This window comes from Streptomyces beigongshangae (genome assembly GCF_019710745.1).
GTDB classification, from domain to species: Bacteria; Actinomycetota; Actinomycetes; order Streptomycetales; family Streptomycetaceae; genus Streptomyces; species Streptomyces beigongshangae.
On record NZ_JAHKJW010000050.1, the window covers coordinates 34443 to 59497 of the forward strand.

A 25055-nucleotide genomic window follows, 5' to 3' on the forward strand; every position below is an offset into this window, starting at 1 on the left:
AGCGGTTACCCGTCAGACCTTTGATCGAGCGCGGCATCGACGGAGGACGGCGCAAAAGAACGGGTCCGTGAGGCGAAGCGGCCCCTGACACATACCGACAGCAGGGAGCGTCCTTTCTGATGCCCGCCAAGCCAGCGAAGACCGTAAAGCCCGTACATTCCACACGCCTTGAGCGCACCGGTTCCGCGTCCGCCGCGGGCATCGACGTTCCGCCGTTCAAGCCTTCTCTCGTCAAGGCGGTGTTCAGGGACGTCACCTCGCTGCACGTCTCGCGGTCGGCCGCGAAGGCTGCCGCGTCGGTGACGCGGACAGTGCTGACGGACATCATCGACGGCGCGCGGCGGGCGGCGGCGGCGGAGGCCCGGAAGAAGCTGCTTCCCAGGGACCTAGTGACAGCCGTCGACCGGGACGTCGAGCTGGAGGTGGGGGACGGGTGGTACCACCACAGTCCTACGTTCAAAGGGCTGACCGGCGTCCTGTACGACGCCGAGGGTGTCGTCGTGCACGCCCGCAAGCGCAGCAGGTCACGCAAGCCGAGCGCTGTGGTGGGCGCCCACAGGTTCGGGGCCGGGGTCAGAAAGCTGCTACGCGACCGGGGGGTGACAGCTGTCCCGGCGATGGTCCGCGATCTGGACGGACTCGCGAGCACGTTCCTGACGGACCTCGCCCGGGACGCGGCCATGGTCGCCCGGGAGGGCGGGATCAAACGGTTCGGCACGGTCACCCTGAGGACACCGGACAAACTGGCTGACACGCACCCGCCCGTGCCGGAGTCCGTCCTGGCCCTGTCCACCCGTACGGGAGACGGGCGGACCATCGACCGGGACGACGTTCTGGCCGCCACCACGATCCAGTTGTTCGGCGACGTCAGGCAGCGAGCCCTCACCGTGGCACGCGAAGCGACAGAGACCGGTTCGGACAGCTGAGCGGGGATGAACGCCTCCAATGCCTGAGCGGACCGGCAAGGTGTCTGACGGTGCGCGCGGACAGCGGCAGACGGCACTGGCAGACAAGCGGGCGGGTGTCGTCAGCGCGCGCTTTGGTATTCGTCACACAGTTTCAACGGCCTTCGGGGGCCACCCGGTCGGACCCGTTCCAAGCGGCTCCGAGTGGCAGTGTTCCTGGTCACAGATGGTCGGTGAACCGGCTGTCGGGCAATTTCCGCAGCCAGCTGTGACCGACAAGCCTGACCAGTTTGCTGCGCGACGGCTCCAGCTTGGACCGCACGTTGACATCCACCCCCGCCTGCCCCGCCACCTGCCCGGCCTCGCGGGCCACGACGGGAATTCGTCCCGCTCGGCCCCACCTTCGCGGAGAGGGAGAGGGCGGTCCTCGAACTGGCGGGGATGCGTCCAGCGTCGCTCGACTCCGCCCGGCTCAGAGCACACGCCGGTAGTGAAGCTCAGTGAGAGTGATCCCGTCGTAGACATCATCCTGAGCTGCGCCGTCGGCCCGATAGCCGGCCCGCTCGTAGAAGCGACGGGCTCGTCGGTTGTCACAGAGAACCCACAAAGCTGACGTCTCGAAGCCCTGGTCCTTCATCTGAGTATGAGCCTCGCCCAGGAGGGTCCGACCGATGCCCTGACCGATCAGATCCGGCGAGATGTACAGGGCGTACACCTCACCGACCCTTCCCGGACCAGGCATCCCACCCCGATACGGCCCGAAACAGATCCACCCCACCGGGCCACGGTCGCCGAGCGCCACAAGGTCTTGGGACTTCCGTCCGGGTTGAGCAAACGACTGCCGCCGTTGCCCGGCGTCGCCTTCCACTGTCATGGCATCCAAGTACGCCCGGGGAACAATGCCCGCGTACGCAGCCTGCCATCCTCGGACCCGGATCATCGAAACGGCCTCGATGTCGGCCTCATCCATCTTCCGCACCCGCACCATCGCGCCACCGTAGTGGCACAGATGCCGCAGAACGAACTGCTTTACCCCGCTGGCGGCGCATCCCCTCACCGGAGCGGCTCGATCCTGCCTGCCCGAGCCACCGGACCTCGGCATCACGGATGACGGTACGGGTGACCCGCTCCTGCCTGGTGCGGTTGCTGCCGCAGAGGGCGTGTTCGGCGAAAGAGGGAGGCGGTTGCCCGGCGAAATGCCCCGCACGCCTACCGGGTCCAGTCGCTGGACCTGCGCCCGGGGCGACCGCCTGGTGATGTTCACCGACGGCATGCTCGAAGGCGACGCCGACGGCCTCCACCTGCCCGGCCTGATCGTGCGCACCCGCGCCCCGCACCCCCGCGAGGCCGCCCACGCCCTGATCGCGGCGATCGTCGACGCCCACCGCGGTCACCTGCAGGACGACGCGACCGTCAGGTGCCTGGACTGGCACGGCACCGGTCACTCCCGGCGCAACGCCGACACCGGCGCCGACCTCACCGACGCCTCCGAACGAGTACGGCCGCACCGGCAGTGATCGCACCGGCGGTGCGAATCCGTGCCGGTCGTCTCCCGCGCGTCACGACCGGCCTACGCAACCTCGCCATCGGCCGGGATGGGTGACCAGCAGCGGCCGGAAGGGCCCGAGTTCCAGCCGCACCACCGTTCCCTGTGCCCGCCGGTCGGTCTCTTCCACCGGCCCCAGCTGGTCTCCTCGCACCGGCCGGACCACAACGCGGTGAAAAAGGATCATCTGCCTCGCAGGCGGCAAAGCCGTCCTGCACACAGGACAGCCGTTCGAGTCGGCGGAAGGCGCCGTGACTCGACCCGACTCGGCCCGACGCCGCGGTGGTGTCCGCATCGGGCACCGGGCGACGGGTTCCACGATGGCCGGCGCCCGGGGCGGATCAGTTGCCGGGTGCGGTGACCGGCGGACCGGTGACGGTGGTGAGCTGGAGCTTGGTCTCGTCCTCGCTGCCGGGCACCGCGGTCATGATGACGATCTTCAGCTCGCAGTCGCCGTCGGTCAGGACGTCGCAGTCCACCGTGACCGGGCCCACCGACGGGTGCTCGATCGTCTTGTGGTCCTCGCGGTGCGCGGCGACCTGTCCGGTCGCCCACAGCTCGGCGAACCTCTCGTTGCCCGCGTTCAGTTCACGGATCAGCGTGGCCAGGCGGCTGTCCCGGGGGAAGCGGCCGGTGGCGCGGCGCAGATCGGAGACGACGGCGGCGTCGGTGGCGTCGCGGTCCGTCTCGTTGACCGGCCACAGAGCGAGACGGGCGGGTCCGCCGTCCACCGGGAACCTGTCGCGGGCGAAGTTGCGCAACCGCGGCGGCGCGGCGGAGGGGTCACCCAGCAGGGCGGCCCATCCGCGGTTCCACCACACCAGCTGCCAGTCCGCCGCGAACACGGCGACCGCCACGTCCCCGAGGCGGGCGAGCACCCGCTGCACACCGGGCGGCAGATGGTCGGAGACCATGCCGTCCGCCGGCGGTACGAGCCGCGCCAACAGGTACAGGTGGTCGCGCTCGGCGGTGGACAGCATGAGGGCGCGAGCCAGGGACGCCACCACCGACGCCGAGGGTGTGGCGGCCCGCCCTTGTTCCAGGCGCACGACGTAGTCGACCGAGACCCCGGCCAGATCGGCCAGTTCCTCGCGCCGCAGCCCGGCCGCCCGGCGGCCGTGGGCCACGGGCAACCCGGCGGCCGACGGGGGCAGCCGGTCCCGCCACATGCGGATCATCGCGCCGAGTCCGGTTGAGGGTGCAGACGACATGAGGTCCATGATCCTGCATCCGGGACGATGCCGGTGGACGCCAGGGTGGTACTGGCCCTCCTACCGTCGAAGCGTCCCTGGCCCACCCGCTCGCCCAGGACCATTGTCGAACGCATGACGATCACTTTCATCACCGGAGCCAACAAGGGTCTCGGCCGGGAGACCGCCCGCCGCCTGATCGAGCACGGCCACACCCTGCTCCTCGGAGCCCGCAACCGTGAGCAGGGCGAGGAGACCGCCGCAGCGCTCGGCGCACGGTACGTCCCCATCGACGTGACCGACGACGCGTCCGTGGCCGCCGCGGCCGCGGACGTCGCCGAACACGAGGGCAGGATCGACGTCCTGATCAACAACGCCGGGGTGCACGGTCCGCTCGGCGATCCCAGCGACCTCACCGCCGCCGACGCCCTGACCGTCCTCGACGTCAACGTCATCGGCGTCGTCCGCACCACCACCGCGTTCCTGCCGCTGCTGCGCCGCTCGGCGGACCCCGTCATCGTCAACGTCAGCAGCGGCATGGGCTCCCTCGCTCTCACCCACGACCCCACCCGGCCCGAGTCGCACGTCCTGGCGCCGCTGTACACGTCCTCGAAGGCGGCACTGACGATGCTGACCACGCAGTACGCCAAGGCACTGAAGGACGTCCGTGTCAACGCCGCCGACCCCGGCTACACCGCGACCGACTTCAACGCCCACAGCGGCTTCCAGACCGTCACCGAGGGCACGGACGCGATCGTCGCCCTCGCCACCGAGGAACCCGGTGCCGGCACCGGACGCTTCGTCTCCCGCCACGGCGAGATGGCCTGGTCCTGAGACCGGTCCGGCTCGATGTGCCGGAAATGAAACGACGGGCAGGAACAGGGGTCAGGAGCGGTAACGGCCGCTGAGTACGCCCAGGACATCGGCGTAGCGGCCCTCGGCCTCGGCGTTGCGCTGCCACCTGACGCGCTCGACCAGGATCTGCTCGGCCTCGGGGTCGGCTTCCAGGAGACTCATCACCTCGTCGAGGAAGTCCTCAAGGGGCATGGCGACGTCGGAGTTCTGCCGGTTCATCAGCGTGGTCCGGGTGGCCGGCGGGATCAGCTCGGTCACCTGGACGTTGCTCTTGAACAGCTGCACGCGCAGGCTTTCGGTGAAGGAGTGGATCGCAGAAATATCAACGGTAATCCATGCGAGGGACGAGGAGTTCCAGGCAGCGTCGGCTGACGGGTCGCCCGGCAACCGCCACCACCTCGTCACCGTCCTCGACCTCCGCCAGGCTCGACGGCTGAGCACACTCCAGCGCCGCACCCGCCCCACGTGACGAGCGCATCCGGCTCATGGACGTTGCCGGGATGGGGAAACGGCATCTCCACCCGCCACCGCACCGGAACGATGACCCTGTCGGATGGAGAGCGATGGCCTCCCCACAGTAGGACTGCGAAATCTCGGCAGGTGATGCGGTGGGCAGGGGTTGCAGGCCGAGCTCGGACAGGTGCGTTTCCTGGATGGGCTCCACGTCTGTCCGTACGTGCGCACGCACGGCGCGGTTCGCTCCAGCCGTGGGACATGGGATGCACCCGACCGAGTGCACCGTCCGGCGTCCGGCGTCTGCAGGACCTTCCACGGCGGGGAGCGCAGCCGGGCCCGCCGAAGAAGACCGAGACGTCTGCGCAGGATGCCGCAGGCGAGGTGTCCGTGGAACTGGGCAGGCATGACAGGCACGGCAGCCATGACAGGCACGGCAGGCACGGCCGGTTCTCGGGTTCCTCGGCGTGGGACCGAGGAAGCCTGGTGCTGCGTCGTCAGCCCCATGCCTGGTGCCGTGTGCCGGTGCAGGGCAGGGTGCGCAGGCCTGCGTCGCTGTCGTCGAGGCAGTGTCCGGTCACGGTGTTCTTGACCGTGACGGCCTCGTCGCCGCCCGCGTTCAAAGTCCAACGCTGGGCGGGAGAGACGGTGCAGTCCTGGATGCGCAGACCGGTGCGCGTGTCGGCGAGGCACCTTCCGGTGGCTTGATTCCGGAGCTGGCGGGAGTCGTCGGAGAGCGAGCGGACGGTCCACCACTGGTAGGGCAGGTGGTTGCATTTGAAGGAGCGCAGCCCGTAGTCGAGGCTGTCGTCGAGGCAGTTTCCGGTGGTCCTGCTGACGAAGATCCGGGCCATGGGTGGCGGTTTACGCGTATTGGACGGGGAGGTGCCTGCACTCTGCAGTTCGGCGGCTGAACCCTGCACCGGAGGTACGGCGGGGGATTCACTCAATGCAAGCAGGACAAAGAGGGTAATTACTGCCCCCGTGGCGGCTCCGGCGACTGCGAAGGCCCAGCGGCCGACCAGGAGTGCCCGCATGTGGTGCCGCCGCGGGGAAGCCGTGGGGTGCGGTGTGCTCGCCGGGGTGGGGTCAGGGGTGGAGGCGCTCGGGGCTTCGTGAGGGCGGGTGCGTTCGGCGGCTTCCCACAGCGACCGGTACCCGGCCGGGTCGGCGCCCAGCGCCCTGCACAGGTCGCGGACGACAGGCCAGGGCGGGACGGTGTCGCCGCGGAAGTATCGGGAGAGCGACGAGTCGCTGATGGCGACCTGCTGTTCGAGGGCGCGCAGGGTGCGACCCGAGCGCTGCTGCAGTTCGCGAAGTGCCTGTCCCAGCTGACGTGCGGGCGAGGGATGCGCGGGTGGCCGGTTGGTCATCGCAGTGGTCTCCGAGGGTGTGGAAGCGGTGTCCCGCTGGCTGCGTCACATCCCGGGACAGGGGCGTCCCAGCAGGTCAGGAATGTATGGATCCCGACATCACCGAAGCAAATGGGATCGCATGGTCATAGAGGCATCTAACGAGGCAAACTCGGCGTACCGACTGCTGAGATCACCTTCAAGGGTGAGCGCATCGGCGATCCAGGCCAGGCCGGCGTGCGCCGGTCGAAGGCCGTCCCATCCCTCACTGGAAGGAAACTCCGACATGCGTGCACACGCTGCACTGCCCTCTCGTACGACCTCTCGCCTCCTGACCGCGGGTCTGGCAGTTCTCTCCCTCACCGCGGTGAGCCTCGGCGCGGTGGAGGCGGTGCCCCGTGGCACCGATGCCCCATCCGGCGCCACGGCACTGCTCGCACCGCGCCAGACCTTCCAGAACGATGCGACGAAGCGCTGTCTGGACGACCACGGAAACGTCAGCAACCTGCGTACGTTCCCCTGCAACAACACCGACTTCCAGAAGTGGGAGGTCCACAACACGGGTGGCGACACCCGCGTCCTGAAGAACGTGGCGACCGGGCGCTGTCTGGACGATCACGGAGACGTCAGTCACCTGCGCACGTTCTCCTGCAACGCCACCGACTTCCAGAAGTGGCGGATCGCCCGGTACGAGGGCGGCGCCATCCAGGTCAAGAACGTGGCGACCAACCGGTGTCTGGACGACCACGGAAACGTCAGCAACCTGCGCACGTTCTCCTGCAACTGGCAGCACCACCAGGCATGGCGCTGAGTTCGGAGACGTTCGAGCCGGTGTAATCGAACCGCTCCCCGCACCATTTCACTGAGAGGGGGCTTCCATGTCCGCCTGTCCACACAACAGCCGCCCGTCCTCCGCTCTGCGGCGGTTCGCGCAGGCTCTCGCTCGCCGGTGCGGACGCGAAGAACGAACGCTGAGAACGGAAACGAACCCCGGAGCAGGCACGTCGGCGGGAGCGGGAGGCAGCGGGCGCGGGGGACGGGGTGGAGTCCGCGGCACCCGCCAGGTCAGTGGCCGGGGGCGGTGGTCAGTACGTCGACCAGTTGCCGGGCCCGCGTCTCCTCTTCCAGCAGGAGCGCGACCAGTGGACCGGTGCCCGCGTCGGGTGCCGTGGCGCCGGCCGCCGGTATCGTCCCCGGACCCGTCATCTCGCCGAAGTACTGCTCGACGGGCCGCGCGTCGGCCGCCAGGGGGACGCGCCCGCCGGTCAGGACGCCGTGCACCGACGCATGGCTGAGGCCCAGGCCGGCCAGTCGCCCACCGCCCGCGAACCGGGTGTCGGCGGCGGAGTCCTCCACCTTCGCCAGATGCGGGTACCGGAGCGCGACCTCGTGGGTGGCCAGGACCGCCAGCAGGACGTGCTCAGTGCCTGCTGCGCCGTCGCCAAGACGACGTGCCTGTTCATAACTCTCCTGCCTGACCCATTCGACCGGCGTCGACGCCCAGTTGACCCCGCCGCTTTTGATCAGCCACCGTTTCCACAGAGGCATGTGACGGTAGTGGCCGCGGCCGAGGAGAGCGTCCCGGGTGGCGTGCAGCAGAGGGCTGAGGTCGTCCTCCTTCTCCGGACTCCCGGCGTCACCATCGAGACGGGCGCGTACGGCCTGCGGTGAGACCTTGCACACAGCCAGCGTCTCCACCGCACGGTTGTCGCCCTCCAGCAGGCCCCGCAACAGGTGAACGGCGCCGAACTTCGACGCGCCTTCCCGTCGGGCGTGTTCCATAGCCGCGGTCAGCGCCCTGGCCGCACCACCCGTGAAGCGGACGCGCCGGTCGCCGTCGTCCCCCAGGACGTCCGTCGCGACCACGCTCGCGTCGACACCGTCGTCACCGCTCCAGGCGTCGTCACGGCCCTCCCTGTCCCGCAGCACCGCGAGGAGTGCGACCTTGGTCGCGCCCTCGTCCGCGAGTGCTTCGCGTGCGGTCCCCTCGGACGTGGTGAGCGCGGCGAGCAGGTGCTCGGTCCCGATGGGATCCTCTGCGGTCGCCCGGGCGCCGCGGGCGGCCCCCAGGACCCCCACGGTTTTCCAGTCGGGCTCCTTGATCGCTTCCATGCGGTCTTCCCTCTTCCTGCTTCTTGTCGTGCCGCTCCACAGCCTGTCCGACCAGAGCGGATACCGCATCCGCCCCAGGACGGATCCACGCCGAACAGGTCCGTGCCACCGAGGTGTCCGACTCTGAGGCCCAGTGCGAGGCACTGGAGGAGGACGTCCTGCTGTTCGCCCCGGGCAACGCCCGCGTCCGCCGCGAAGCCGTCGCGCCGACCGCGAGATCCGCGCCCTCCCTCGCTGACGGCCGCGAGTCCCACGGCCGCTGCCCCCGCAGGCTCGATGTCCTCGGGCAGGCCAGCGGTATGGCACCTTCCGGTATCCGCATCGCCTGCAGCAGCGGTGAGATCGGCACCGTCGCCCGCGAGCCGGCTGCCGGTCCGAGCGCCACCGCACCCGCCGACCTGCGGCTTCACCCTCGGTCTGTCCCTCGCGACCCTCGACACAGGGTCGGGGCGTGCACGCGTATTGTTGAACGCTCACCCGAGTGAAGGCGGATCGCACTGTGTTCCAGGAGACCCCCATCTACAGCCGGCTCGTCGCCGAGCGCGGGGACATCCCCCGGCAGGTACGCGCGGAGGCCGACCGCCTGCACCGCGACCTGCAGCAGGTCATGCGACCCCCCACCGCCGGGCTGCTCGCCCGACCGAACCTGCCCGACCGCACCAGGGACGCCGGTTCGCCCCGGGTGAATCAGTCGAGGTAGGACTGCAGGGGGCCGCGGCGCCGGACGTCGAGGGTCGCGCAGTGGAACGAGCCGCCGAACGGCGCGTAGTGCAGCAGGTCGCAGGGGACCGGCTCGAAGCCCCACTTCTCCAGGGCGCGCAGCATGCCGGTGTGGTGCCGCTCGGCGATCACCCGCTTCTCGTCCAGCATGAGGACGTTCATGCTGAGCCACTTGCCGCACATCGACGTGACCTTGAGCAGCCGGTCCTTGATCGGCTCGGGCTCGGGCGCGATCAGGATGTCCCAGGGGTCCAGGACGGGGGGCAGGCTGTCGACGTCGATGTACTCGGGGTTGACGAGCACCTTGCCTGGACCGAGCAGGACGAAGGTGGTGTCGATGTGCATGGGCGTGCGGCAGCGGGTGGGGATCTCGTGGATGCGGTACTCCGGTCCGAGATGGCGGCGCAGCCAGTCGATGCCCATGCGGTTGGTGACATTGCTGCGGGTGACGAACAGGTCCCGGCCGGCCCGGACGAAGTCTGCGGCGTCGAAGACGGGTTCGAATTCGGTGAGGATGTACCTCATCGGCTCGCCGGAGCCGGGGACCGTGAAGTCGGGGTCGAACAGGTCGTCCGTCAACTGCGGTCTGGGCGCCGCGGTCCAGCGCGCTCCACGGCGGAAGTAGTCCTTGAGGATCGGGCGGTAGGAGTGCGTCTCGAAGTACCGGCAGGGCCAGGCCATCGGCGTCTCGATGATCTCGTCGCCGATCACCAGCATGCTGTCGCGGGGGCAGGTGTTGCAAAAACCGCGGGAGGTCCAGTCGGGGGTGCCGAAGCGCCGCCGGTGGTCGACCGCGTCAGGGCGCCGGACGGTGACGTCAAGGGACTGAAGCAGATCGACGAAGCCGTCGATCTGCTGCTGTGCCTTCTCCACGAGCAGCCGCGGATAGCGGAAGCCGGCCGCGAGACCCTGCAAGCGGCCCGCCCACGGCGGGACGTTGCAGGTGACCACGTCGTGGCCGGAGGGGATCGTCGCGCCCTCCAGACGACCGACGATGATCTCCTCCAGGGGATCCCACTCGGTGTGCGAGGACACCGGCGACACGAGCCGCTGCACGGCGTCGCCATCAGCTGTCGTTGTCGCTGCATGGAGCTTTTGTCCGGGTGTCACTGCTCAGCCGCCTTCGCCGTCGAATACCGCTATGCCACATCGTTCATGGTGACGGCGCAATACAGTGCGGAGCGAAACGCGGACCCGCCACCCGACCGGTTGCACGCCGGCCGGCGTCGGCCGTGCTGTGCCCGCTGTCCATGCGGTGGCACCGTCCGCCGGGGAACGCCGACGGAAGACAAGACGGAAGACAAGCTGGAGGAGCTCCAGGCCATCGCCCTGATCCGTGAACACGGTCGGCAACGCACCGACTCCACCCACGCCCTTGCGTCCACCGCGACGCCTTCACCATCGACCGGGACACGAAGAAAGTCACCCTGCCCGCAGGGCAGGGTGAAGGCCGCCTGTGCACGCTGTACACGCACCGGCGCCCGGCTCGCTCAGCCGATGAGTTCGCGGGTGGCCAGAGCAGTGCCTTCGATACGGGCGCTGATCTTGGCGAAGGCGGTGTCGCGGGAGGTGGAGGTGTCGTCGGCGAAGGGGGAGAAACCGCAGTCGTCGCAGGTGCCCAGACGGTCGGGGGGCAGGTGACGGGAGGCGGCCAGGACGCGGTCGCGTACCTCCTCGGGTGTTTCGACACGTGGGTCGATCGGGTCGGTGACGCCGATGAAGACCCGGGCCTGGTCGGGGAGATGTTCGGCAAGAACGGCGAGGACCCTGTCCGGTTCCGGCTCGCTGGCGAGCTGGATGTAGAAGGCGCCGGCCTTGAGGTGGAGGAGAGCGGGCAGCAGAGCCGTGTAGTCGACGTCCAGGCTGTGGGTGGAGTCCTGGTCGCCGCCGGGACAGGTATGGATTCCGATCCTGGCCTGTTCGGTGGTGGAGAAGCGTTCCAGGACGCGGTTGTTGAGAGCGATGAACTCATCCAGCAGGTCCCCGCCCGGGTCGAGCTTCAGCGCGAGACGGGCCTCGGTGAAGTCGAGCTGGACGCGGTGGGCACCGGCGTCCAGACATCGGCGGATGTCCGCTTCGGCCTCGGTGCTCAGGTCGTCGAGGAAGGCTTCGCGGGGGTATCCGTCGATGCCGTCGGCCGGGTAGAGCAGACTGAGCGCCGACGGCGCGATGACAGCCTGCTTCACCGGTGAGGCCGCGTGCCGGAGCGCCGCCCGCAGATAACGGTCCGCGTACACGCCGTAGCGCAGTGGTCCGGCCGTGAGGCGGGGCAGCTGCCGCCGGTGCCCGTCGGCGAACGGGATGACGACGCCGTCGGGTGCCAGCCGGTCCAGGCCGGTCAGGGGGTAGGTGACGAAGCTGGGCTTGGCCTGTTCGCCGTCGGTGACGACCGGGGAGCCGATCTCCTCCAGGCGGCGGACGGTGTCGCGGACCGCGCGGTCCTGGACGGCACGGAGTTCCTCGTCGCCGATCCGGCCCGCGGCATGGTCCGCCAGGGCGGCGAGCAGCCCGGCGGGTCGCGGGATGCTGCCGATCGGTTCGGTGGGAATGCCCACCGCGGTCCGGCTCATGACTTGATCTCCAGCTGTGCCTCACCGCTGCTGCCCCGAAGCCCGGACGACAGGCACGAGGTGGGTAGCTCGCCGGGGAGCGCGGCAACGGTCCGATGCGCCGTCAGCCCTTCACCGCGGCCCTCGACCACCCGGCCCGACAGCCTGACCAGGAGGACGCCGGCGACACGGACACTGGTGCTGTTGTCGTACGCGATCGACGACCGTTTCCCGTCGCCGTAGCGCACGACTTCCTCAAGGCGCGGGCTGTTCACCGTGACGCAGGACGCCGACGGCGACCTGCCTTCCAGATGGCCGGTGGCCGGCACCGTCCGGCCGGGGGCAACCGCGCACGTGTACCCGGCACGCGTCTGGACGCGGGTCTGGCGGGGCAACAAGGTCAAGGGCGGGTCGTACGTGCTGGTGCTGGAGCCTGTGCACAGAACGCTCTCTCGGTGCACCGGCTCATGAGCCTGGCCCACTGGAGCCCAGAGCACCGACGCGGCCACCAGGGCCAGAGAACTCGTCACGACTGCTGTGCAGTGCCTGCCGAACATGTGTCCTCCACGGGATGTGCCCTCCACGGGATGTGTCCTTCACAAGGGTTGTAACTACCCCCAGGCCGCTTCTGCCGTCTCCGGCGTGTTGAGTCGCACCATCGGCGCGTCACACGCAGTACGCGTGAGGAAAGACCCCCACGCCCCCCGAACGGGTGCCTTGATCATCGCGGCCGAGGGGCAAGGACACCCCACTCGGATCGAAGCGCCCGCACTCGAACGCGGTGAGGAAGGAACCCCGATGGATCAGACAGCCGCACAAAAGCTCGTCTTCGCCATGCTGGACGCGGACGGAGACGCAATCGTCTCCAGGGAGGAGTACTTGGCGCGCACCAGGAACGTGGCACTGGCGATGGGCCTCAAGGACGACGACCGGCTCGTCGTCACCGCACGCACCCTCGGCGAGCGGGCATGGGAGTCGATGGACGCCGACGGCGACGGAAAGATGACCTTCGACCAATACGCGGCATGGGCCGGAGCCGAGGCGTTCGACACCGTCTGCGCACCCGTCCTCGGCGCACTCTTCGACCTCGCCGACACCGACCATGACGGGGCCCTCGACCTCTACGGGTTCACAGCGCTGCGCACAGCGCTGAACAACCCGGCCGCCAACGCCGAAGCAGCGTTCACCGCCCTGGACACCGACGGCGACGGCAGCATCAGCCGCGACGACTACATCGCGTCCATCCGCGCTCACGTCACGGGCGAAGGCTCTCCCATGGGCAGGGCGCTGTACAGCAGGCCACTCTCCGGCATCCCAGCGCAATGATCAACGCGCACGTGCACCGGCGACGCCGGCCCGCCCAGGCCCCCTCCACCGTTCACTCCGGTACCGCCGACCGCGCCGCAACATCCCGGGTCCCGTGAACAAAGCCAGGACGGTCAGCCGTAGACGACCGACCAGGGACGAGGGGTGTCGTCCGGTGGGAGGGCAGTGTCCCCGCGCCGTGGGGTCGCGGTGTGGTGGCGGGCCAGGACGTCGGCGGCGAGTTCGGCGAAGCGACGGGCGGCAGGGTGTGCTCCACGGCCGGTGAGCCAGGCGCCGCTGATGCGCAGGGTGAGGGGGCGGCCCGCGAGGGGGCACCAGGCGACGCGCGGCTCCTTGCGTGCCACCGGTCCCTGGTCGAAGGCGATCCCGTGCCCCGCTGTCACCAGGGCGAGCAGGAACTCGGGATTGGAGGCATGCCGGAGGCGGCCGGGTACGAAGCCCTCGGCGCGGCACACGTCGAGGATGCGGTCGTGCCAGTCGGGCGCGTGTGCGCGGGGGAAGAGCACCAGATCGTGGCCGGAGAGGTCGCTGAGTGCCACTTCGGGCAGCCGGGCCAGTGGTGAGGTGCGTGGCAGGACGACACCCAGGTCCAGTGAGATGCCGGGGCCGAGCCGGAGTTCGGTGGAGTCGACGGGGTGGTGCACGAGTCCGACGTCCAGGCCACCGGAGGCAAGCAGACGCAACTGCTCCACGGTGGTGACCTCCTGCAGGTCGACCGAGAGTTCCGGAGCGTGTTCCGCACAGGCGGTGAGCAGCGCGGACAGCACGGCGGCCGTGGTGTCGGGCGGTACGCCCGCGCGCAGCGTGCCCAGGCCGCCGTCGGCGGCGCGGCGGGCCAGGGTGCGCAGCCGCTTCTCCCGGGCGAGGAGTTCGTGCGCCTCCTCCAGCAGCGCCGCCCCGGCGGCGCTGAGCCGGACACCGCGCTGCGAGCGGTCGAACAACTGGGCTCCGAGCTCCTTCTCCAGCCGCCGGACGGCCTGGCTGAGCGGCGGCTGGGCCATGCCCAGCCGCTCGGCGGCCCGGCTGAAGTGCAGCTCGTCGGCCACGGTGACGAAAAGACGCAGGTGGCGCAAGAGATCCACGATCAAGGATTCTATGCGGAAGCCGCCGCGAGGGGGACGGGGCGGTCGGTCTGCGGCCGGCCGTCCGTTGACGGGGAACACCAATGTTCGACGGGGAACACCGATGTCCAGGGATGAGCAGTGATGAGCACGCGGACAGCGACCGAAAACCGGATCCGGCAGGTCTTCGCCGAAGCGGGCGCGCGAGGGCAGTTGCACGCTGCCCCCGTCGGAGCGTGCACACCGGTCACCGGGAAGACCGATGACGGGCGGGACGTCAGCGAAGTCGCCGTGGGCGCCGATGACGCCGTCGTCATCGCTTCGATCTTCAAGATACTGCTGGTGCTCGAATTCGCCCGGCAGGTGGTGGCCGACCAGCTCGATCCGAGGGAGCGGGTGCGGGTGGGCCCGGCCGACCGCCTCGGCGGCTGGGGCACCGCCGGCTGTCTGGACGACGTCGAGCTGTCGTTGCGCGACCTGGCGTACTTCGCGATGTCGGTCAGCGACAACTCGGCGGCCGATCTGCTGCTGGACCGAGTGGGTCTGGACACCGTGAGACTGCTCGCGAAGGAACTCGGGCTGGAGCGGACACGCATCGTGGGAGGTCCGCGAGACCTGCTGAACGCGATGCTCGCGGAGGTCGGGGCGCGCGACGAAAGGGAGTTCGCCGTGCGCTACCCGGCCCTGCCGGATGACAGGAAGAGACGGCTGGCGGTGCTGGACCCCCGCCACACCACGGCCAGTACACCCCGCGAGATCACCCGGCTGCTCGGGCTCGTCTGGAGCGATGCCGCCGGGCCGCCGGAAGCCTGTGCGCTCGTACGCGACCTGATGGGCAAACAGGTCTTCCGCCACCGGCTGGTGTCGGGCTTCCCGGACGACGTCGCGGTCGCGGCCAAGACCGGGACGCTGCCGGGGCTGCACATGGAGGCGGGTGTCGCCCGCTACCCGGACGGCCAGTGCTACGCGTTCGCGGTGTTCGCGCGTACGCACGACCTGACCGCCTCCCGTGCCACGGTGGACGCGGCGATCGGCCGGGCCGCCGGGATCGCGGCGGCTTTCCTCCGCGACGGCAGCCACTGACCAGGAAACATACGCGTTCGCATATCGAAAGGGTCGAACTCCGGTCTTGGACACCGGACTTCATCCCCTGGTCTGCTGACACCATGACCCAGGACATACATGTTTCGGACGGACCAGACAGTTCCTCCGGCCGCGGACCGGACCGTCGTACGGTGCTGTGGGGCGCCGCACTCGGTGCGGCGTCCCCGCTGATCCCGGCCACGGCGTCCGCAGCCGCCGGCCGCGGCCGGAGCGGTGACCGGTCCGCCCGCTCCGTGTCGTTCCGCTGGCTCGGCACCGCGGGCTGGCGCATCGACGTGGGGGACCGCACCGTGCTCTTCGATCCTTACCTCACCCGTTTCCGTACCGGCCTGTTCGACGCAGGCCTCGACCCGCGGACCCGGTTGAGAACGGACCCAGCAGTGGTCGACGCGCACATCGGACGTCCCGACCTGGTGCTGGTGAGCCACTCCCACTGGGACCACCTCGGTGACGTGCCGTACATCGCCAAGACCACCGGCGCCCGCGTCATCGGCACCGAGACCACGTACCACCTGCTCACCGCACTCGGCGTCGATCCTGCACAGATCTCCGTGGTGAAGGGCGGCGAGGTGCTGGACGTCGGCACGGTCACCGTCGAGGCCGTACCCAGCCTGCACAGCCGCAACAAGAACTGCGCGTACTTCGCCCCGGGCACGCTCAACGCCCCGCCGGCGACGGTTCCCGCCACCATCGGGGACCTGCCCGAGGGGGACACCCTGGCCTTCCACGTCACGGCCGGACAGAGCGGCCCGTCGGCATTCCTCATGGGGGCCAGTGACTTCACCGAGCGGGCGGTGCGGGGCCTGCGCCCCGACCTCGCGATGGTCGCCGTGCCCTCCGGTTCCGGCACCACCCACCGCTACGTGCCCCGGCTGCTGAGTGCCCTGGACAACCCCGGTGTCGTCGTCCCTGTCCATTGGGACCACTTCGAGCGACCGCTGGGAGGTTCCCCGGTCCGTGACCCGGCGATGGATCTCGACGCCTTCCTCGCCCAGGTCGAGAAGGCGTCTCCGGCCACCCGGATCGTCGTCCCGGACTACCGCACCGCGTACGACGGCGACATGCGGCCCGTGAGCCGGTGGGCGGCTTCCGGCCCGGCCGGGCCGGAAGCCGCCGACCCGCCAAGGACATGAACACCGTGCGCACCGCGGTCCCGGAGGGCGTGCGGCAGCACGCCCCGGGACCGCAGGTGGGCACCCTACCCGGTATTGGACGTCCCTCGATGCTTCCTGACCTTCGCTCCCGTAGGACACGACGTTCCCGGCTGAGCTCGACGCTCGCGACATTGACCGTGTCGACCCTGCTGGGCGGTCTCGCCTGTGCAGCGGGTGCTCCCACCGGCGACACGCACGCCTCCACCGTGGCCGCCCGGGCGCAGAGCAACACCTCCTCCCGCTCCGAGCTGCACAAGACGCTGCGCGCACTGGAGAAGTCCTACGACGGACGGATCGGCGCGGTGGGCGTCGACCTGGAAACCGGCCGCACGGTCGAGCACCGGTCCGGCGAGCGCTTCCCGTTCAACTCCTCGTTCAAGGTGTTCGCGTGCGCGGCGGTGCTGGACAAGGCGCGCACCAGTGAGCCGGGGCTGATGGACGAAGTGGTGCGCTGGACCCCCGCCGACATGGCCGCACTGACCGGGAACTCCCCGGAGACCACCGAATACACCGACACCGGCATGACGTCCGCGCAGCTGTGCCGCGCCGCTGTCACCAAGTCCGACGGGTTCGCGGGCAACATGCTGCTGAAGCAGATCGGCGGGCCGCGCGGGCTGACCGACTTCTTCCGCACGACCGGTGATCGGACCAGCCGCCTGGACCGGCCGGAGCCCTGGCTGACCGAGTGGCAGCCCGGTGACAAGCGCGACACCACCACTCCTGCGGCCGTCGCACGGACTTTCGCCGAGCTCACCACCGGCACCACCCTCGACACCCGCGACCGGGCCCGACTGGTCGGCTGGCTGAAGGCCAGCCTCACCGGCGCCGACCGGATCAGGGCGGGCATCCCTGCGAACTGGACCGTCGGCAACAAGACCGGCACCGGCGGCGCGAGCAACCACGGCACCGCCAACGACCTGGCGATCATCTGGCCGCCCGGGGCGAACGCGCCGATCGTCCTGGCCGTGTTCACCAACCGCAACCTCGACGACACCCCGCACGACGACAAGGTGATCGCGACCACGGCGACCGCGCTGGTCAAGGCCCTCGGCAAACTGTGACCTGTCACGCTCATCGGCGCACGGCCGGGAGCCCGAGCCAGGCGACCACGGGGCGGGCACGACCCCGGCTCCGCCGGCGCGCTCGCCAACAGCCGGCGGACACCCCTGCAAGCTCACCCGACCCCGACCCCGACCCTGGCCCTGGCCCTGACCTCGACCGCGCCCAACTCTGGCGCGCCTTGCCCGTCCTCGGGATGCGCTGGGGATATCTCACACCGGGATCTGCGTATCCGTCCCCAGACGCGGAGCCGGTCCTGCGCCTAATATCGCCATGCGTCGGGAAGATCAGGCATGGTCTGTGGGAACCCCGAGGCACAGGGCAAGGGGGGTAAATCATGGTATCTGTCCATACAGTGCGTTGCTCTGTCGTGATGGGGACGGCCGCCGTATCGGCCGTCGCCGTTCTGACGGCCTGCGGCGGGGATGGCTCCGCTTCGGAGAGGACGGGCGAGGGCGGCGGGCGCCCGGCGAGCGCCGGCGCCGAGGATGCGGTGCGGGGCGGCGGCGACCCGTCGGACGGCTCGAACCCGGATGCGGAGGCGAGCGGTGAGCCGAGCGCCGGCTCCTCGGCGGATCCGCAGGAGGGCGGCGACGCGTACGACTTCACGCCCGATCCGAAGAAGGTCCCCAAGAGCGCCTCGCAGGCCCGGAAGCTGACCCGGAACGCCTCCTTGGAACCGGCGGACTGGACGCCCGGGATGGTGAGACACGACCCGTACGAGACGGCGGGCACCTGGCCGGTTCTCGCTGATTCCTGTGTCTGGTCGCGGGGCGGGATGCCGGGGCACGTCCTGGACAGTTACACGCGCGGGATCGACGTACCGGCGAAGGGCGACCGGGGCCGCGTGCAGGGTTCGGTGACGGTGACGGTCCACCGGACGGTCGAGGACGCCGACCGGGAGATGAAGGACACGGTCCAGGAGAGCTTTCGCTGCCCGGGGCAGGAACTCGGCGGTGGGCAGCGGCTGGACGGTCTGATGTCCATGCATCTGGACCGGAAGGACGTCAACAACGCGGACGCCACCTTGTTCGAGGCGGGCAAGTACACCGGCCCCGGTTCGGGCGGGCAGCAGGAGTACGTGTGGACGAAGTCCCGTATCGGCCCGGTGACGACCGCCGTCTCGGTCAAGGGGGCCGAGGGGTACGGGACCACGGACCTCCTCCGGCTGGCGGCCGAGGCGGGCGCCAAGCTCCTCTACCGGGTCGAGACGGAACTGAAGTGACCGCCCCCGGGCGGTGGCCGGTCCCCGGCGGGGCGGTCCACCGCCGCGGACCGGCCACCCGCGTCCGCGCGTCCGCCACCGCCGGATGACCGCACTCACCTTGTTGGGACGTCAGCGTTGATGGAACCGCTTCATTCCTCCGATCCGGCTCGTATAGCCGGTTACCGCGTCCTGGGCCGGCTCGGCGCCGGCGGGATGGGCGTGGTTCTGCTGGGCCGTTCCCGGGGCGGCGCGCTCGTCGCGATCAAACTGATCCGGGCCGAGTACGCCGGCGACGCGGCGTTCCGCGCCCGTTTCCGCCGCGAGGTGTCGATCGCCCGGCAGGTCCGCAATCGCTGGGCGGTTCCGGTGGTGGACGCGGACACGGAGGCACCGGCTCCGTGGCTGGCGACCGAGTTCGTGCCCGGTCCCGCGCTGAGCGACGCGGTCGGGACGGGGTCGCCGCTCCCGGAGCGCAGCGTGCGGGCCCTCGGCGGAATGCTCGCCGAGGCCCTGGAGGCGGTGCACGGAGCGGGGATGGTGCACCGGGACGTCAAGCCAGGCAACGTCCTGCTCGGTCTGGACGGGCCCCGACTGATCGACTTCGGTATCGCCCGCGCCCTGGACGACACCGTCCTCACCGCGACGGACGCGGTCATCGGCTCTCCCGGCTTCCTGTCTCCGGAGCAGGCCCAGGGCCGCCGGATCGGCCCGCCGAGCGACATCTTCTCACTGGGCTGCGTCCTGGCGTACGCGGCGACCGGCCGTCGCCCGTTCGGCAGCGGCCCGGTCGAGGCGATGTTGTTCCGTACGGTGTACGACCCGCCGGACCTGGACGGTGTGCCTGCGGCATTGCTGCCCCTCGTTCAGGCGTGTCTGTCCAAGGACACGGAGTCCCGGCCGACGGCCGCGCAGATCCGGACCCGGTGGGCGCAGGACACGGCCGGACAGAGCTGGCTGCCCGCCCCGGTGACCCATCTGATCGCATCCCGTTCCACCCAGATGCTGCGTCTGCCGGACATCGAGTCGACGCAGTTCGTCGCGCCCCGGAGCGAGGCGGGCGCGGACACCCGGCCCGCCGCACCTGAAACCCCCGCGCCCGGCCGGCGCCGTTTCCTGACCTATACGGCGGCAGGCGGCGCGGTCCTTGCGGCAGGCGGAGCAACGACCGCATGGCTTACGGGAGGGAAAGGCGACGGCGGTACCGGCTCGCGCGGCGACAGCGGCCGGACGAAAACCCGCCCCGTGCTGGGTATCGGCCTCCAGGCGGATCTGAGCGGTGCGCTGAGCACCCAGGGCAGGGCTCAGAGCCGGGGTGCTCGGCTGGCGGTCGACGCCCACAACGCCCGCGAGGACGCCCCCTTCACCCTGAAGCTGACCACGGTGGACGACCGGGGCGACGAGGCACGGGCCCTGGCCGCCGCCCGGCGGTTCACGGACGACGCCTCGGTGGTCGCCGTCCTGGGCGCGACGAGCACGGCGGCGGCGGGCGCGGTGCTGACCGCGTACGACGAGGCCGCCCTGTCGGTGGTCAGCGTGACGGACGGGGACACCCGGCACATCAACCGGGTGTTCCTGTGCGCCCGGCCGAACAACGCGATGCAGATGGTCCCGGTCTCCAGCTATCTCGGGATCCACGGCCTGGACGACATCGCCCTCATCGACAACGAGACCGAGTACAGCCGCCAGGTCACCCGCTTCCTCAGCGAGGGCCTGCGCACCGGCGGCAACCTGAACGTCCTCGCCGAGACCCTCCCCTCGGGCAGCGAGGACTACGTGGCGTACGCCCGACAACTGGTGGCGAAGCGGCCCGGGGCCGTGGTCCACGGTGGTGGCTGGCAGGACGTCGCCCCCTTCGCCCGCGCACTCGCGCAGACCGGCTACCGGGGTCCGAAGATCGCCACCCAGGCCGCGCACGACCCGCGCTTCCTGCGCGAGGCGGGCGAGGCGAGCAACGGCTGGCTGATCGTGTCCACAGCGGTCGACCCTTCGTCCGCACGGTCGGCGGGCGCCTTCGCGCAGGCGTTCCGTGACCGCTTCAAGGCGGCCGCGCCGCCGTTCGCCGCCGAGGCGTACGACGCGGTTCGGCTGATCGCCGCATGCGTGGAGGGCTTGGACCGGGAGAGCGTGTCCCGCCAGGACCTGGTGCCGGTGCTGCGGACGACGACGTACGAAGGAGTGTCGAAGCCGTACGCCTTCGACAAGGAAAACGGCTGGTACACGGGTGACAGGGGCGTCTTCTTCTACCGGGCGAAAGACGGACGGTTCCGCTTCCTGGACACGGACCCCGCCGAGGTCTGAAGGCCCTCGGCAACGACTGCCCGGGCGGCGGTGAGGCCGTGATCGGACCGGCCCTGCCCTCATGCGCCTACGGACGTTGCAAGCACCCCTCGGGCAGGGCGGCTCCGGTGTCGCACACGTGCTTTATGGCGGCAGCGAAGGAGTAGCAGTCGAAAAGCGCTGAATGCTCGTTCCCGGCTGCGGGTTCGGGGAGCCCGAGAACTTGCCACAGCCGACCCGCGTTGACTGTTTTCGTCCGCGGTGCGACGGCGTTCAGCCAGGGGCGGATATTCAGGAAGTGGGCAGCGAGGTAACCGTTCTCGACTTCCTCTCCTCGTGCTCTGGCCCAACCCACGTTTTCCCCGAGGACGACCATGTCATTACCGTAAGAGAGTGTTGACTGCCCACGGCAGAACCCCAGGAAGTCACCGATCGCCTCTGCTGCGGGAAATCCTTCCCGGTCCACCGCCGCCTGGTCGATACCGGTCAGTTCGGTGAAGTACGCGGACAGCTGCGGATTTACCACAGGTCGTACCAACGCTTCGTACTCCTCGACGACGGCGCAGTCCTCCCGCAAGCGCAGCGCGCCGATCTGCACGATCTCTCGGAGCTGCCCCGATGTCCCCCAGACGGTTGGAGGCCGCTCCTACTCTCCGAAGAGATGGTGCTCCGGCTGGAAGTCTGCTGTTCCTGGCGCTCGTGGCTGGCGCAGGCTCAGCGCTGCTCGGGCGCCGTGTCCGCCCCGCGCTGCCCGCAGTGCGGGCAGCGCTCGCGGCCGTCCCATGCGGACCAACCGAAGTCGGTCGGGGTGAGGGCGTGGCCCTCCAACTCGTTGCGGACGGCCTCGCGGTAGGCCCAGACGGCGTCCAGGTAGGGGTGATAGATGTCGTGGAATGCGGGGGTCGAGATGCCGGCGCCCGCGGCGACCGTCCTTCGGAGGGCGCGAAGGCGTTCGAACATGGTCTGGCCCGCGCTCGCGATCTGGACGCTGGCGTCGAGGAAGAGACGCTCGCGCACCTCGTAAATGCGGGCGTCCGTCAACGCCAGGCGGCTTGCTTCCTCCAGGTCGGTCGCCTCGGTGCCGCTCTGCGCGAGGCGGCGCAGTTCGGTGTGGGCCGCGCCCGCCGCCGCGATGAACTCCGTGTAGACGTCCCGGCGGCGCGCCTGAAGGCCGCGGCGGTGTTCCTGACGGGTCCGCAGGCGGTCGGCAAGCACCGTGCCCGCTATCGCGATCAGACCGCCGCCCAGTGTGGCGATCAGCGTCCCCCACTCCATAACGTGTCCCCCCGTCGCCGTTCCGGAAGGGCGCGCCCCTGCGCCGTCCCATCCAGCAGATCATGCCCGACGGCCGGGGCCGACCGAGTACGCCTCGGCTGTTCGGCCGGGCCAGCCCCGTCACTGACTTCACACTCAGTCAGCCCTCCACGGAAAGTGAGCCAGAACCGCTGGTGATCGACGAAGTCACACGGAGCCATTCCCGCACGGGCGGGAACGGCCCTCGCTGCGACAGTGAAGGCGGCGGCGACGAAGGCCGGCGAGGCCATCCGCGGCGAGGTCCTGCTCACCGAATCCCCTGCCCTGGACGACCGGACCCACCGCGCGCAGCAGAGCTGACGGACTCGCCCTGGCCGACACGGTCGTCGCCTTCCACCGGACGGAGGTTGCCGGCCATGCGGACTGGCGGACGGAAGGCGCCCATGCCATTCCGGCCGGAAATCTACGCAGGACCGTCCCTTCCCGGCGCTGCTGTTCGCTTCCGTCCCGTTCCGCGCCGCGCGGCCTGACCACGTGGAAGGCCGCCTTTCAGGAGCGGACCCACCGGTCATCGGGCCCGCACCGTCGGTGGTGGCTGCCGGGCATGTTCCGGACCTCTTCGGGGCGAACAGATACCGATGAGCCGTTACCCGGTTCCACGGGATGCCGCAGAGCGTGGCTCTATCGGCCAGGGCGTGCTCCAGGGCGGGGGTACCTGTCTCCTGGCATGCCGCGAAGCCGGTCGGGGCAAGCCCGAACGTGAACCTGAAGGACCGGAGACGGTGACCGAGCTGGGGCATGGGCACCACCCTTGCGCGTTCCCCGACCGGTATGAAGTCAAGGAGGCGGGGAGACAGGACCTGGTCCGCAGAGAGATCACGACGGTACGGTCCGCCGTCCTGCCGGCGGCCGCGATGACCCGGCTCTGCTCCAACCGGTCTTCATGTCCCTGCGGGGCGCGGGCCGGCCGAGGCCGGCGGGATCCGCACTTTCGACGGCAACGGCGACGATCCTCCATCGGTTCTCCAGGAGGGCCGCGGAAAGCCGTACGAGCTGTTCGACGGAGTCGACTTACGAGTGCTGCGCCGACGGGCCGGTCCCGACGGGGTCTTGCCCTCGCATTTTTCACGAGTTGTTTGTTCGGCGCCGGTGCCCCGAAATCGAACAATCCTGAGCTGCTAGTTCTTAAGCCGAGCACCGTACGGCCATCGCAACGACAACCGTCACATGGGAGGGAAATCCTGCTCCCCAGGGCTGCAGCAGGCATCACTGCGCTGCTGGCCGCTTCCGCCTGATCGCCGGCTTCACCGGAGAGGCACAAGTGGACGGCTGCTGTCAGTTTCTTGGGGTGCGTCCGGTCGCACCAGCGGATTCCCGAGCTTTGGCGGAACGGCGAGATGGAGAGCTTCATCGCTCACGACTTCTGCTGAAGTCCTCCCGGAAAGAGGAATGAAATGACTTCGCTTACGGTCTCCAGGAAACTGGCCAAGGGTTTCACCGCCGGCGCTGCGGCCGCTCTGCTGATGCTGAGCGCATCCCCGTCATCGGCGGCACCGACCGCGGCACCGTGCAACCAGGGAACGTACTGCTGGTGGTCCGGTGCCGGCTTCAGCGGAAGCGGGATCTCGTACACCAATGATCTCACTTCCGGCGGGTGTTATCTGACAACCCACGTCGGCTCCGTCCGTTCGTACGCTCACTATCACCGCCAGGAAGGGTACTTCTACGCGAACAACAACTGCACCGGAAGGGCCCACGCGGTGCGGGCGCACACCGAGAATCCCGACATCGGATTCAACGCGTACAGCTTCAAAGCCGCCTGCGTTTCCTGCCTGGCCAAAGACTGATCCGTGAGATGCATGGAGGAATCTTGTCCCTACGTCCTTTCGCCGCGACCACACTCGGATGCGCGCTGATCTTCGGCTCCACAGCGACATTCGCCGAAGCGGCTTCGCCGGCGCAGACACAAGCCGCCACCGCCCAAGCCTGTACGCCGGGCGGCCCGATCAGCATCATCAAGGGAACCAACGTCAACATGCGCGCGACACCCGGTGGAGGGTGGGTCGGTACGGCCCAGAACGGGGACTGCGTCTACTGGTACGAAGCCACGTCGGGGCCTGTGGTGACCTGCCCGAACGGTCAGGCCACCAACGTCTGGCACAACGTGTTCAACTACCGTATCTCCGTACGGGGCTGGGTCTCCGGCTGCTTCCTCTGACTGTGGCGCCTGAGGAACATCAGTTCCATGAGGACCTCGAAAATCGGCTGCCGCGGGACGGTGCCGAGAGGTGCAGCTGCCGGCCGTAGGTGACGTGACAGCTGCCCGAGGCTGAGCACGATCGGCCGTACGCCGCCCAGCGCGGCGTACGGCCTTTGTCACACCGCATGAGACGCACACCGCAACGACGGTGACGCCGCGGCGTCGGCTTGCAGGGCGCCCGACGTGATGCATCACCGCCGCCGACGGCCTGCGCCTCACCGCGTTCGCCATCGATGCCGTCGGCGTCCTGACCGCCGCACTCGAACCGCGGCACCGTCAGCGCGTGAGGGCCGAGGGCCGCACCCGCATTGCCCACGTCACCGACCTGCGCAACCTGCCCCTGCACGACACCACGCAGAACCAAATGCGGAATCCGAAGCGGTGTTGGAGCGTCGGGTGATCAACCGGGAGCAGCTCGTCGAGGTCTGGCCGCTCCGGACGTGGCGGGAGCGCCCGCGCTGCGGCTTTCCCCGCCATGGCATCCCATGCCTCATTGCCGCCATGACATCCAGGCCCCAGTGCCGTCGGTTCGGATCCGAGGAGTACGCACCCTCCCACGTCCAGACCACATCCCGGCTTTCCGGTCCCGGGAACGGTTCCGACTCCTGGTTCAGGGCAGATTCCCTGCTCATCGCCCGCCCCGGTAATCAACTCCGTTTGTTTCATTGACA

At 69.6% G+C, this 25055-nt stretch carries 24 protein-coding genes and 2 pseudogenes; 14 read left to right on the top strand and 12 right to left on the bottom strand.

From position 1 onward, the window contains the following. Positions 1 to 119: 119 nt before the first annotated feature. Positions 120 to 926 (top strand): hypothetical protein, encoded by an 807-nt coding sequence (locus KM933_RS30040; RefSeq protein WP_221358012.1) that lies wholly within the window; start codon positions 120 to 122, stop codon positions 924 to 926. A gap of 199 nt (positions 927 to 1125) precedes the next feature. On the opposite strand, the gene KM933_RS30045 is transcribed toward KM933_RS30040, so the two are convergent. Together KM933_RS30045 and KM933_RS30050 are read right to left on the bottom strand one after the other, a co-directional pair. Then, a complete protein-coding gene (locus tag KM933_RS30045) occupies positions 1126 to 1278 on the bottom strand; it encodes a hypothetical protein (protein ID WP_221358014.1) in 153 nt (50 codons plus the stop codon). A 99-nt stretch (positions 1279 to 1377) separates the two neighbouring features. Then, positions 1378 to 1893, bottom strand: coding sequence for a GNAT family N-acetyltransferase (locus KM933_RS30050; RefSeq protein WP_221358016.1), 516 nt, complete (start codon positions 1891 to 1893; stop codon positions 1378 to 1380). A 208-nt stretch (positions 1894 to 2101) separates the two neighbouring features. Between KM933_RS30050 and KM933_RS30055 the strand changes: the two genes are divergently transcribed. Then, positions 2102 to 2422: a SpoIIE family protein phosphatase gene (locus KM933_RS30055; protein ID WP_221358026.1), complete on the top strand. Its 321-nt coding sequence runs from the start codon at positions 2102 to 2104 to the stop codon at positions 2420 to 2422. A 370-nt stretch (positions 2423 to 2792) separates the two neighbouring features. On the opposite strand, the gene KM933_RS30060 is transcribed toward KM933_RS30055, so the two are convergent. Next, positions 2793 to 3662 (bottom strand): helix-turn-helix transcriptional regulator, encoded by an 870-nt coding sequence (locus KM933_RS30060; protein ID WP_221358029.1) that lies wholly within the window; start codon positions 3660 to 3662, stop codon positions 2793 to 2795. 114 nt (positions 3663 to 3776) lie between these two features. On the opposite strand from KM933_RS30060, the gene KM933_RS30065 reads away from it, so the two are divergent. After that, positions 3777 to 4475 carry an SDR family NAD(P)-dependent oxidoreductase gene (locus KM933_RS30065; RefSeq protein ID WP_221358031.1) on the top strand — a complete coding sequence of 233 codons (699 nt, stop codon included), beginning with the start codon at positions 3777 to 3779 and terminating at the stop codon, positions 4473 to 4475. 51 nt (positions 4476 to 4526) lie between these two features. On the opposite strand, the gene KM933_RS30070 is transcribed toward KM933_RS30065, so the two are convergent. After that, positions 4527 to 4781, bottom strand: coding sequence for a Rossmann-fold NAD(P)-binding domain-containing protein (locus KM933_RS30070; protein WP_221358033.1), 255 nt, complete (start codon positions 4779 to 4781; stop codon positions 4527 to 4529). Positions 4782 to 5446: 665 nt separating this feature from the next. Next, positions 5447 to 6322: a helix-turn-helix domain-containing protein gene (locus tag KM933_RS30075; RefSeq protein WP_221358035.1), complete on the bottom strand. Its 876-nt coding sequence runs from the start codon at positions 6320 to 6322 to the stop codon at positions 5447 to 5449. A 265-nt stretch (positions 6323 to 6587) separates the two neighbouring features. Here KM933_RS30075 and KM933_RS30080 point away from each other — a divergent pair, with 265 nt between their 5' ends. Continuing rightward, complete coding sequence (locus tag KM933_RS30080; protein WP_221358037.1) at positions 6588 to 7112, top strand: RICIN domain-containing protein; 525 nt, start codon at positions 6588 to 6590, stop codon at positions 7110 to 7112. A gap of 254 nt (positions 7113 to 7366) precedes the next feature. Here the strand turns inward: KM933_RS30080 and KM933_RS30085 are convergent, their stop codons facing one another. Beyond that, positions 7367 to 8413: a Clp protease N-terminal domain-containing protein gene (locus KM933_RS30085; protein WP_221358039.1), complete on the bottom strand. Its 1047-nt coding sequence runs from the start codon at positions 8411 to 8413 to the stop codon at positions 7367 to 7369. A gap of 481 nt (positions 8414 to 8894) precedes the next feature. Between KM933_RS30085 and KM933_RS30090 the strand changes: the two genes are divergently transcribed. Next, the gene (locus KM933_RS30090; protein ID WP_430727388.1) at positions 8895 to 9113 is read left to right on the top strand and encodes a hypothetical protein; all 219 of its coding nucleotides are present in this window, start codon (positions 8895 to 8897) and stop codon (positions 9111 to 9113) included. On the opposite strand, the gene KM933_RS30095 is transcribed toward KM933_RS30090, so the two are convergent. The 3 genes from KM933_RS30095 to KM933_RS30105 all read right to left on the bottom strand — a co-directional run bounded on the left by KM933_RS30095 (position 9101) and on the right by KM933_RS30105 (position 12086). Continuing rightward, entirely contained in the window at positions 9101 to 10189 is a 1089-nt protein-coding gene (locus KM933_RS30095; RefSeq protein WP_221358041.1) for an amidinotransferase, read from the bottom strand. The two genes, KM933_RS30090 and KM933_RS30095, sit on opposite strands and share 13 nt — an antisense overlap. A 434-nt stretch (positions 10190 to 10623) precedes the next feature. Beyond that, complete coding sequence (locus KM933_RS30100) at positions 10624 to 11688, bottom strand: cobalamin-independent methionine synthase II family protein (RefSeq protein WP_221358060.1); 1065 nt, start codon at positions 11686 to 11688, stop codon at positions 10624 to 10626. Positions 11689 to 11699: 11 nt separating this feature from the next. Then, complete coding sequence (locus tag KM933_RS30105; protein ID WP_221358043.1) at positions 11700 to 12086, bottom strand: hypothetical protein; 387 nt, start codon at positions 12084 to 12086, stop codon at positions 11700 to 11702. Between the two features lie 394 nt (positions 12087 to 12480). Here KM933_RS30105 and KM933_RS30110 point away from each other — a divergent pair, with 394 nt between their 5' ends. Continuing rightward, a complete protein-coding gene (locus KM933_RS30110; RefSeq protein ID WP_221358046.1) occupies positions 12481 to 13008 on the top strand; it encodes an EF-hand domain-containing protein in 528 nt (175 codons plus the stop codon). 113 nt (positions 13009 to 13121) lie between these two features. Here KM933_RS30110 and KM933_RS30115 read toward each other — a convergent pair whose 3' ends face one another. Further along, entirely contained in the window at positions 13122 to 14090 is a 969-nt protein-coding gene (locus KM933_RS30115) for a LysR family transcriptional regulator (RefSeq protein ID WP_308013592.1), read from the bottom strand. Positions 14091 to 14213: 123 nt separating this feature from the next. On the opposite strand from KM933_RS30115, the gene KM933_RS30120 reads away from it, so the two are divergent. The 5 genes from KM933_RS30120 (at position 14214) to KM933_RS30140 (ending at position 20891) form a co-directional block, all read left to right on the top strand. Further along, the gene (locus KM933_RS30120; protein WP_221358047.1) at positions 14214 to 15152 is read left to right on the top strand and encodes a serine hydrolase; all 939 of its coding nucleotides are present in this window, start codon (positions 14214 to 14216) and stop codon (positions 15150 to 15152) included. Positions 15153 to 15235: 83 nt separating this feature from the next. Beyond that, complete coding sequence (locus KM933_RS30125; RefSeq protein WP_221358048.1) at positions 15236 to 16306, top strand: MBL fold metallo-hydrolase; 1071 nt, start codon at positions 15236 to 15238, stop codon at positions 16304 to 16306. Positions 16307 to 16464: 158 nt separating this feature from the next. Further along, on the top strand, positions 16465 to 17388 hold the full coding sequence (gene bla / locus KM933_RS30130; RefSeq protein ID WP_308013593.1) for a class A beta-lactamase: 924 nt from the start codon (positions 16465 to 16467) through the stop codon (positions 17386 to 17388). 371 nt (positions 17389 to 17759) lie between these two features. Continuing rightward, positions 17760 to 18611, top strand: a complete 852-nt coding sequence (locus KM933_RS30135) for a hypothetical protein (protein ID WP_260334373.1) — start codon at positions 17760 to 17762, stop codon at positions 18609 to 18611. A gap of 120 nt (positions 18612 to 18731) precedes the next feature. Further along, complete coding sequence (locus KM933_RS30140; RefSeq protein ID WP_221358051.1) at positions 18732 to 20891, top strand: bifunctional serine/threonine-protein kinase/ABC transporter substrate-binding protein; 2160 nt, start codon at positions 18732 to 18734, stop codon at positions 20889 to 20891. A gap of 67 nt (positions 20892 to 20958) precedes the next feature. On the opposite strand, the pseudogene KM933_RS30145 reads toward KM933_RS30140, so the two are convergent. Continuing rightward, positions 20959 to 21498, bottom strand: a pseudogene (locus KM933_RS30145) (exonuclease domain-containing protein); the annotation flags it as partial. Between the two features lie 86 nt (positions 21499 to 21584). Further along, positions 21585 to 22145: a CchlQ gene (locus KM933_RS30150; RefSeq protein WP_221358053.1), complete on the bottom strand. Its 561-nt coding sequence runs from the start codon at positions 22143 to 22145 to the stop codon at positions 21585 to 21587. A gap of 1433 nt (positions 22146 to 23578) precedes the next feature. Between KM933_RS30150 and KM933_RS30155 the strand changes: the two genes are divergently transcribed. The 3 genes and pseudogenes from KM933_RS30155 to KM933_RS40725 all read left to right on the top strand — a co-directional run. Continuing rightward, positions 23579 to 23971 (top strand): peptidase inhibitor family I36 protein, encoded by a 393-nt coding sequence (locus KM933_RS30155; RefSeq protein ID WP_221358054.1) that lies wholly within the window; start codon positions 23579 to 23581, stop codon positions 23969 to 23971. Positions 23972 to 23994: 23 nt separating this feature from the next. After that, positions 23995 to 24342, top strand: coding sequence for a hypothetical protein (locus KM933_RS30160; RefSeq protein ID WP_221358055.1), 348 nt, complete (start codon positions 23995 to 23997; stop codon positions 24340 to 24342). A gap of 235 nt (positions 24343 to 24577) precedes the next feature. After that, a pseudogene (locus KM933_RS40725) lies at positions 24578 to 24751 on the top strand (IS1380 family transposase); the annotation flags it as partial. Between the last annotated feature and the right edge of the window lie 304 nt (positions 24752 to 25055).

Bases quoted from the DNA above. Each gene is read 5' to 3' on its own strand.
- KM933_RS30040 (WP_221358012.1), top strand. From the start codon at position 120: ATGCCCGCCAAGCCAGCGAAGACCGTAAAGCCCGTACATTCCACACGC.
- KM933_RS30050 (WP_221358016.1), bottom strand. From the start codon at position 1,893: ATGGTGCGGGTGCGGAAGATGGATGAGGCCGACATCGAGGCCGTTTCG.
- KM933_RS30055 (WP_221358026.1), top strand. From the start codon at position 2,102: ATGCCCCGCACGCCTACCGGGTCCAGTCGCTGGACCTGCGCCCGGGGC.
- KM933_RS30060 (WP_221358029.1), bottom strand. From the start codon at position 3,662: ATGTCGTCTGCACCCTCAACCGGACTCGGCGCGATGATCCGCATGTGG.
- KM933_RS30065 (WP_221358031.1), top strand. From the start codon at position 3,777: ATGACGATCACTTTCATCACCGGAGCCAACAAGGGTCTCGGCCGGGAG.
- KM933_RS30075 (WP_221358035.1), bottom strand. From the start codon at position 6,322: ATGACCAACCGGCCACCCGCGCATCCCTCGCCCGCACGTCAGCTGGGA.
- KM933_RS30080 (WP_221358037.1), top strand. From the start codon at position 6,588: ATGCGTGCACACGCTGCACTGCCCTCTCGTACGACCTCTCGCCTCCTG.
- KM933_RS30085 (WP_221358039.1), bottom strand. From the start codon at position 8,413: ATGGAAGCGATCAAGGAGCCCGACTGGAAAACCGTGGGGGTCCTGGGG.
- KM933_RS30110 (WP_221358046.1), top strand. From the start codon at position 12,481: ATGGATCAGACAGCCGCACAAAAGCTCGTCTTCGCCATGCTGGACGCG.
- KM933_RS30120 (WP_221358047.1), top strand. From the start codon at position 14,214: ATGAGCACGCGGACAGCGACCGAAAACCGGATCCGGCAGGTCTTCGCC.
- KM933_RS30125 (WP_221358048.1), top strand. From the start codon at position 15,236: ATGACCCAGGACATACATGTTTCGGACGGACCAGACAGTTCCTCCGGC.
- KM933_RS30135 (WP_260334373.1), top strand. From the start codon at position 17,760: ATGGGGACGGCCGCCGTATCGGCCGTCGCCGTTCTGACGGCCTGCGGC.
- KM933_RS30140 (WP_221358051.1), top strand. From the start codon at position 18,732: ATGGAACCGCTTCATTCCTCCGATCCGGCTCGTATAGCCGGTTACCGC.
- KM933_RS30150 (WP_221358053.1), bottom strand. From the start codon at position 22,145: ATGGAGTGGGGGACGCTGATCGCCACACTGGGCGGCGGTCTGATCGCG.
- KM933_RS30155 (WP_221358054.1), top strand. From the start codon at position 23,579: ATGACTTCGCTTACGGTCTCCAGGAAACTGGCCAAGGGTTTCACCGCC.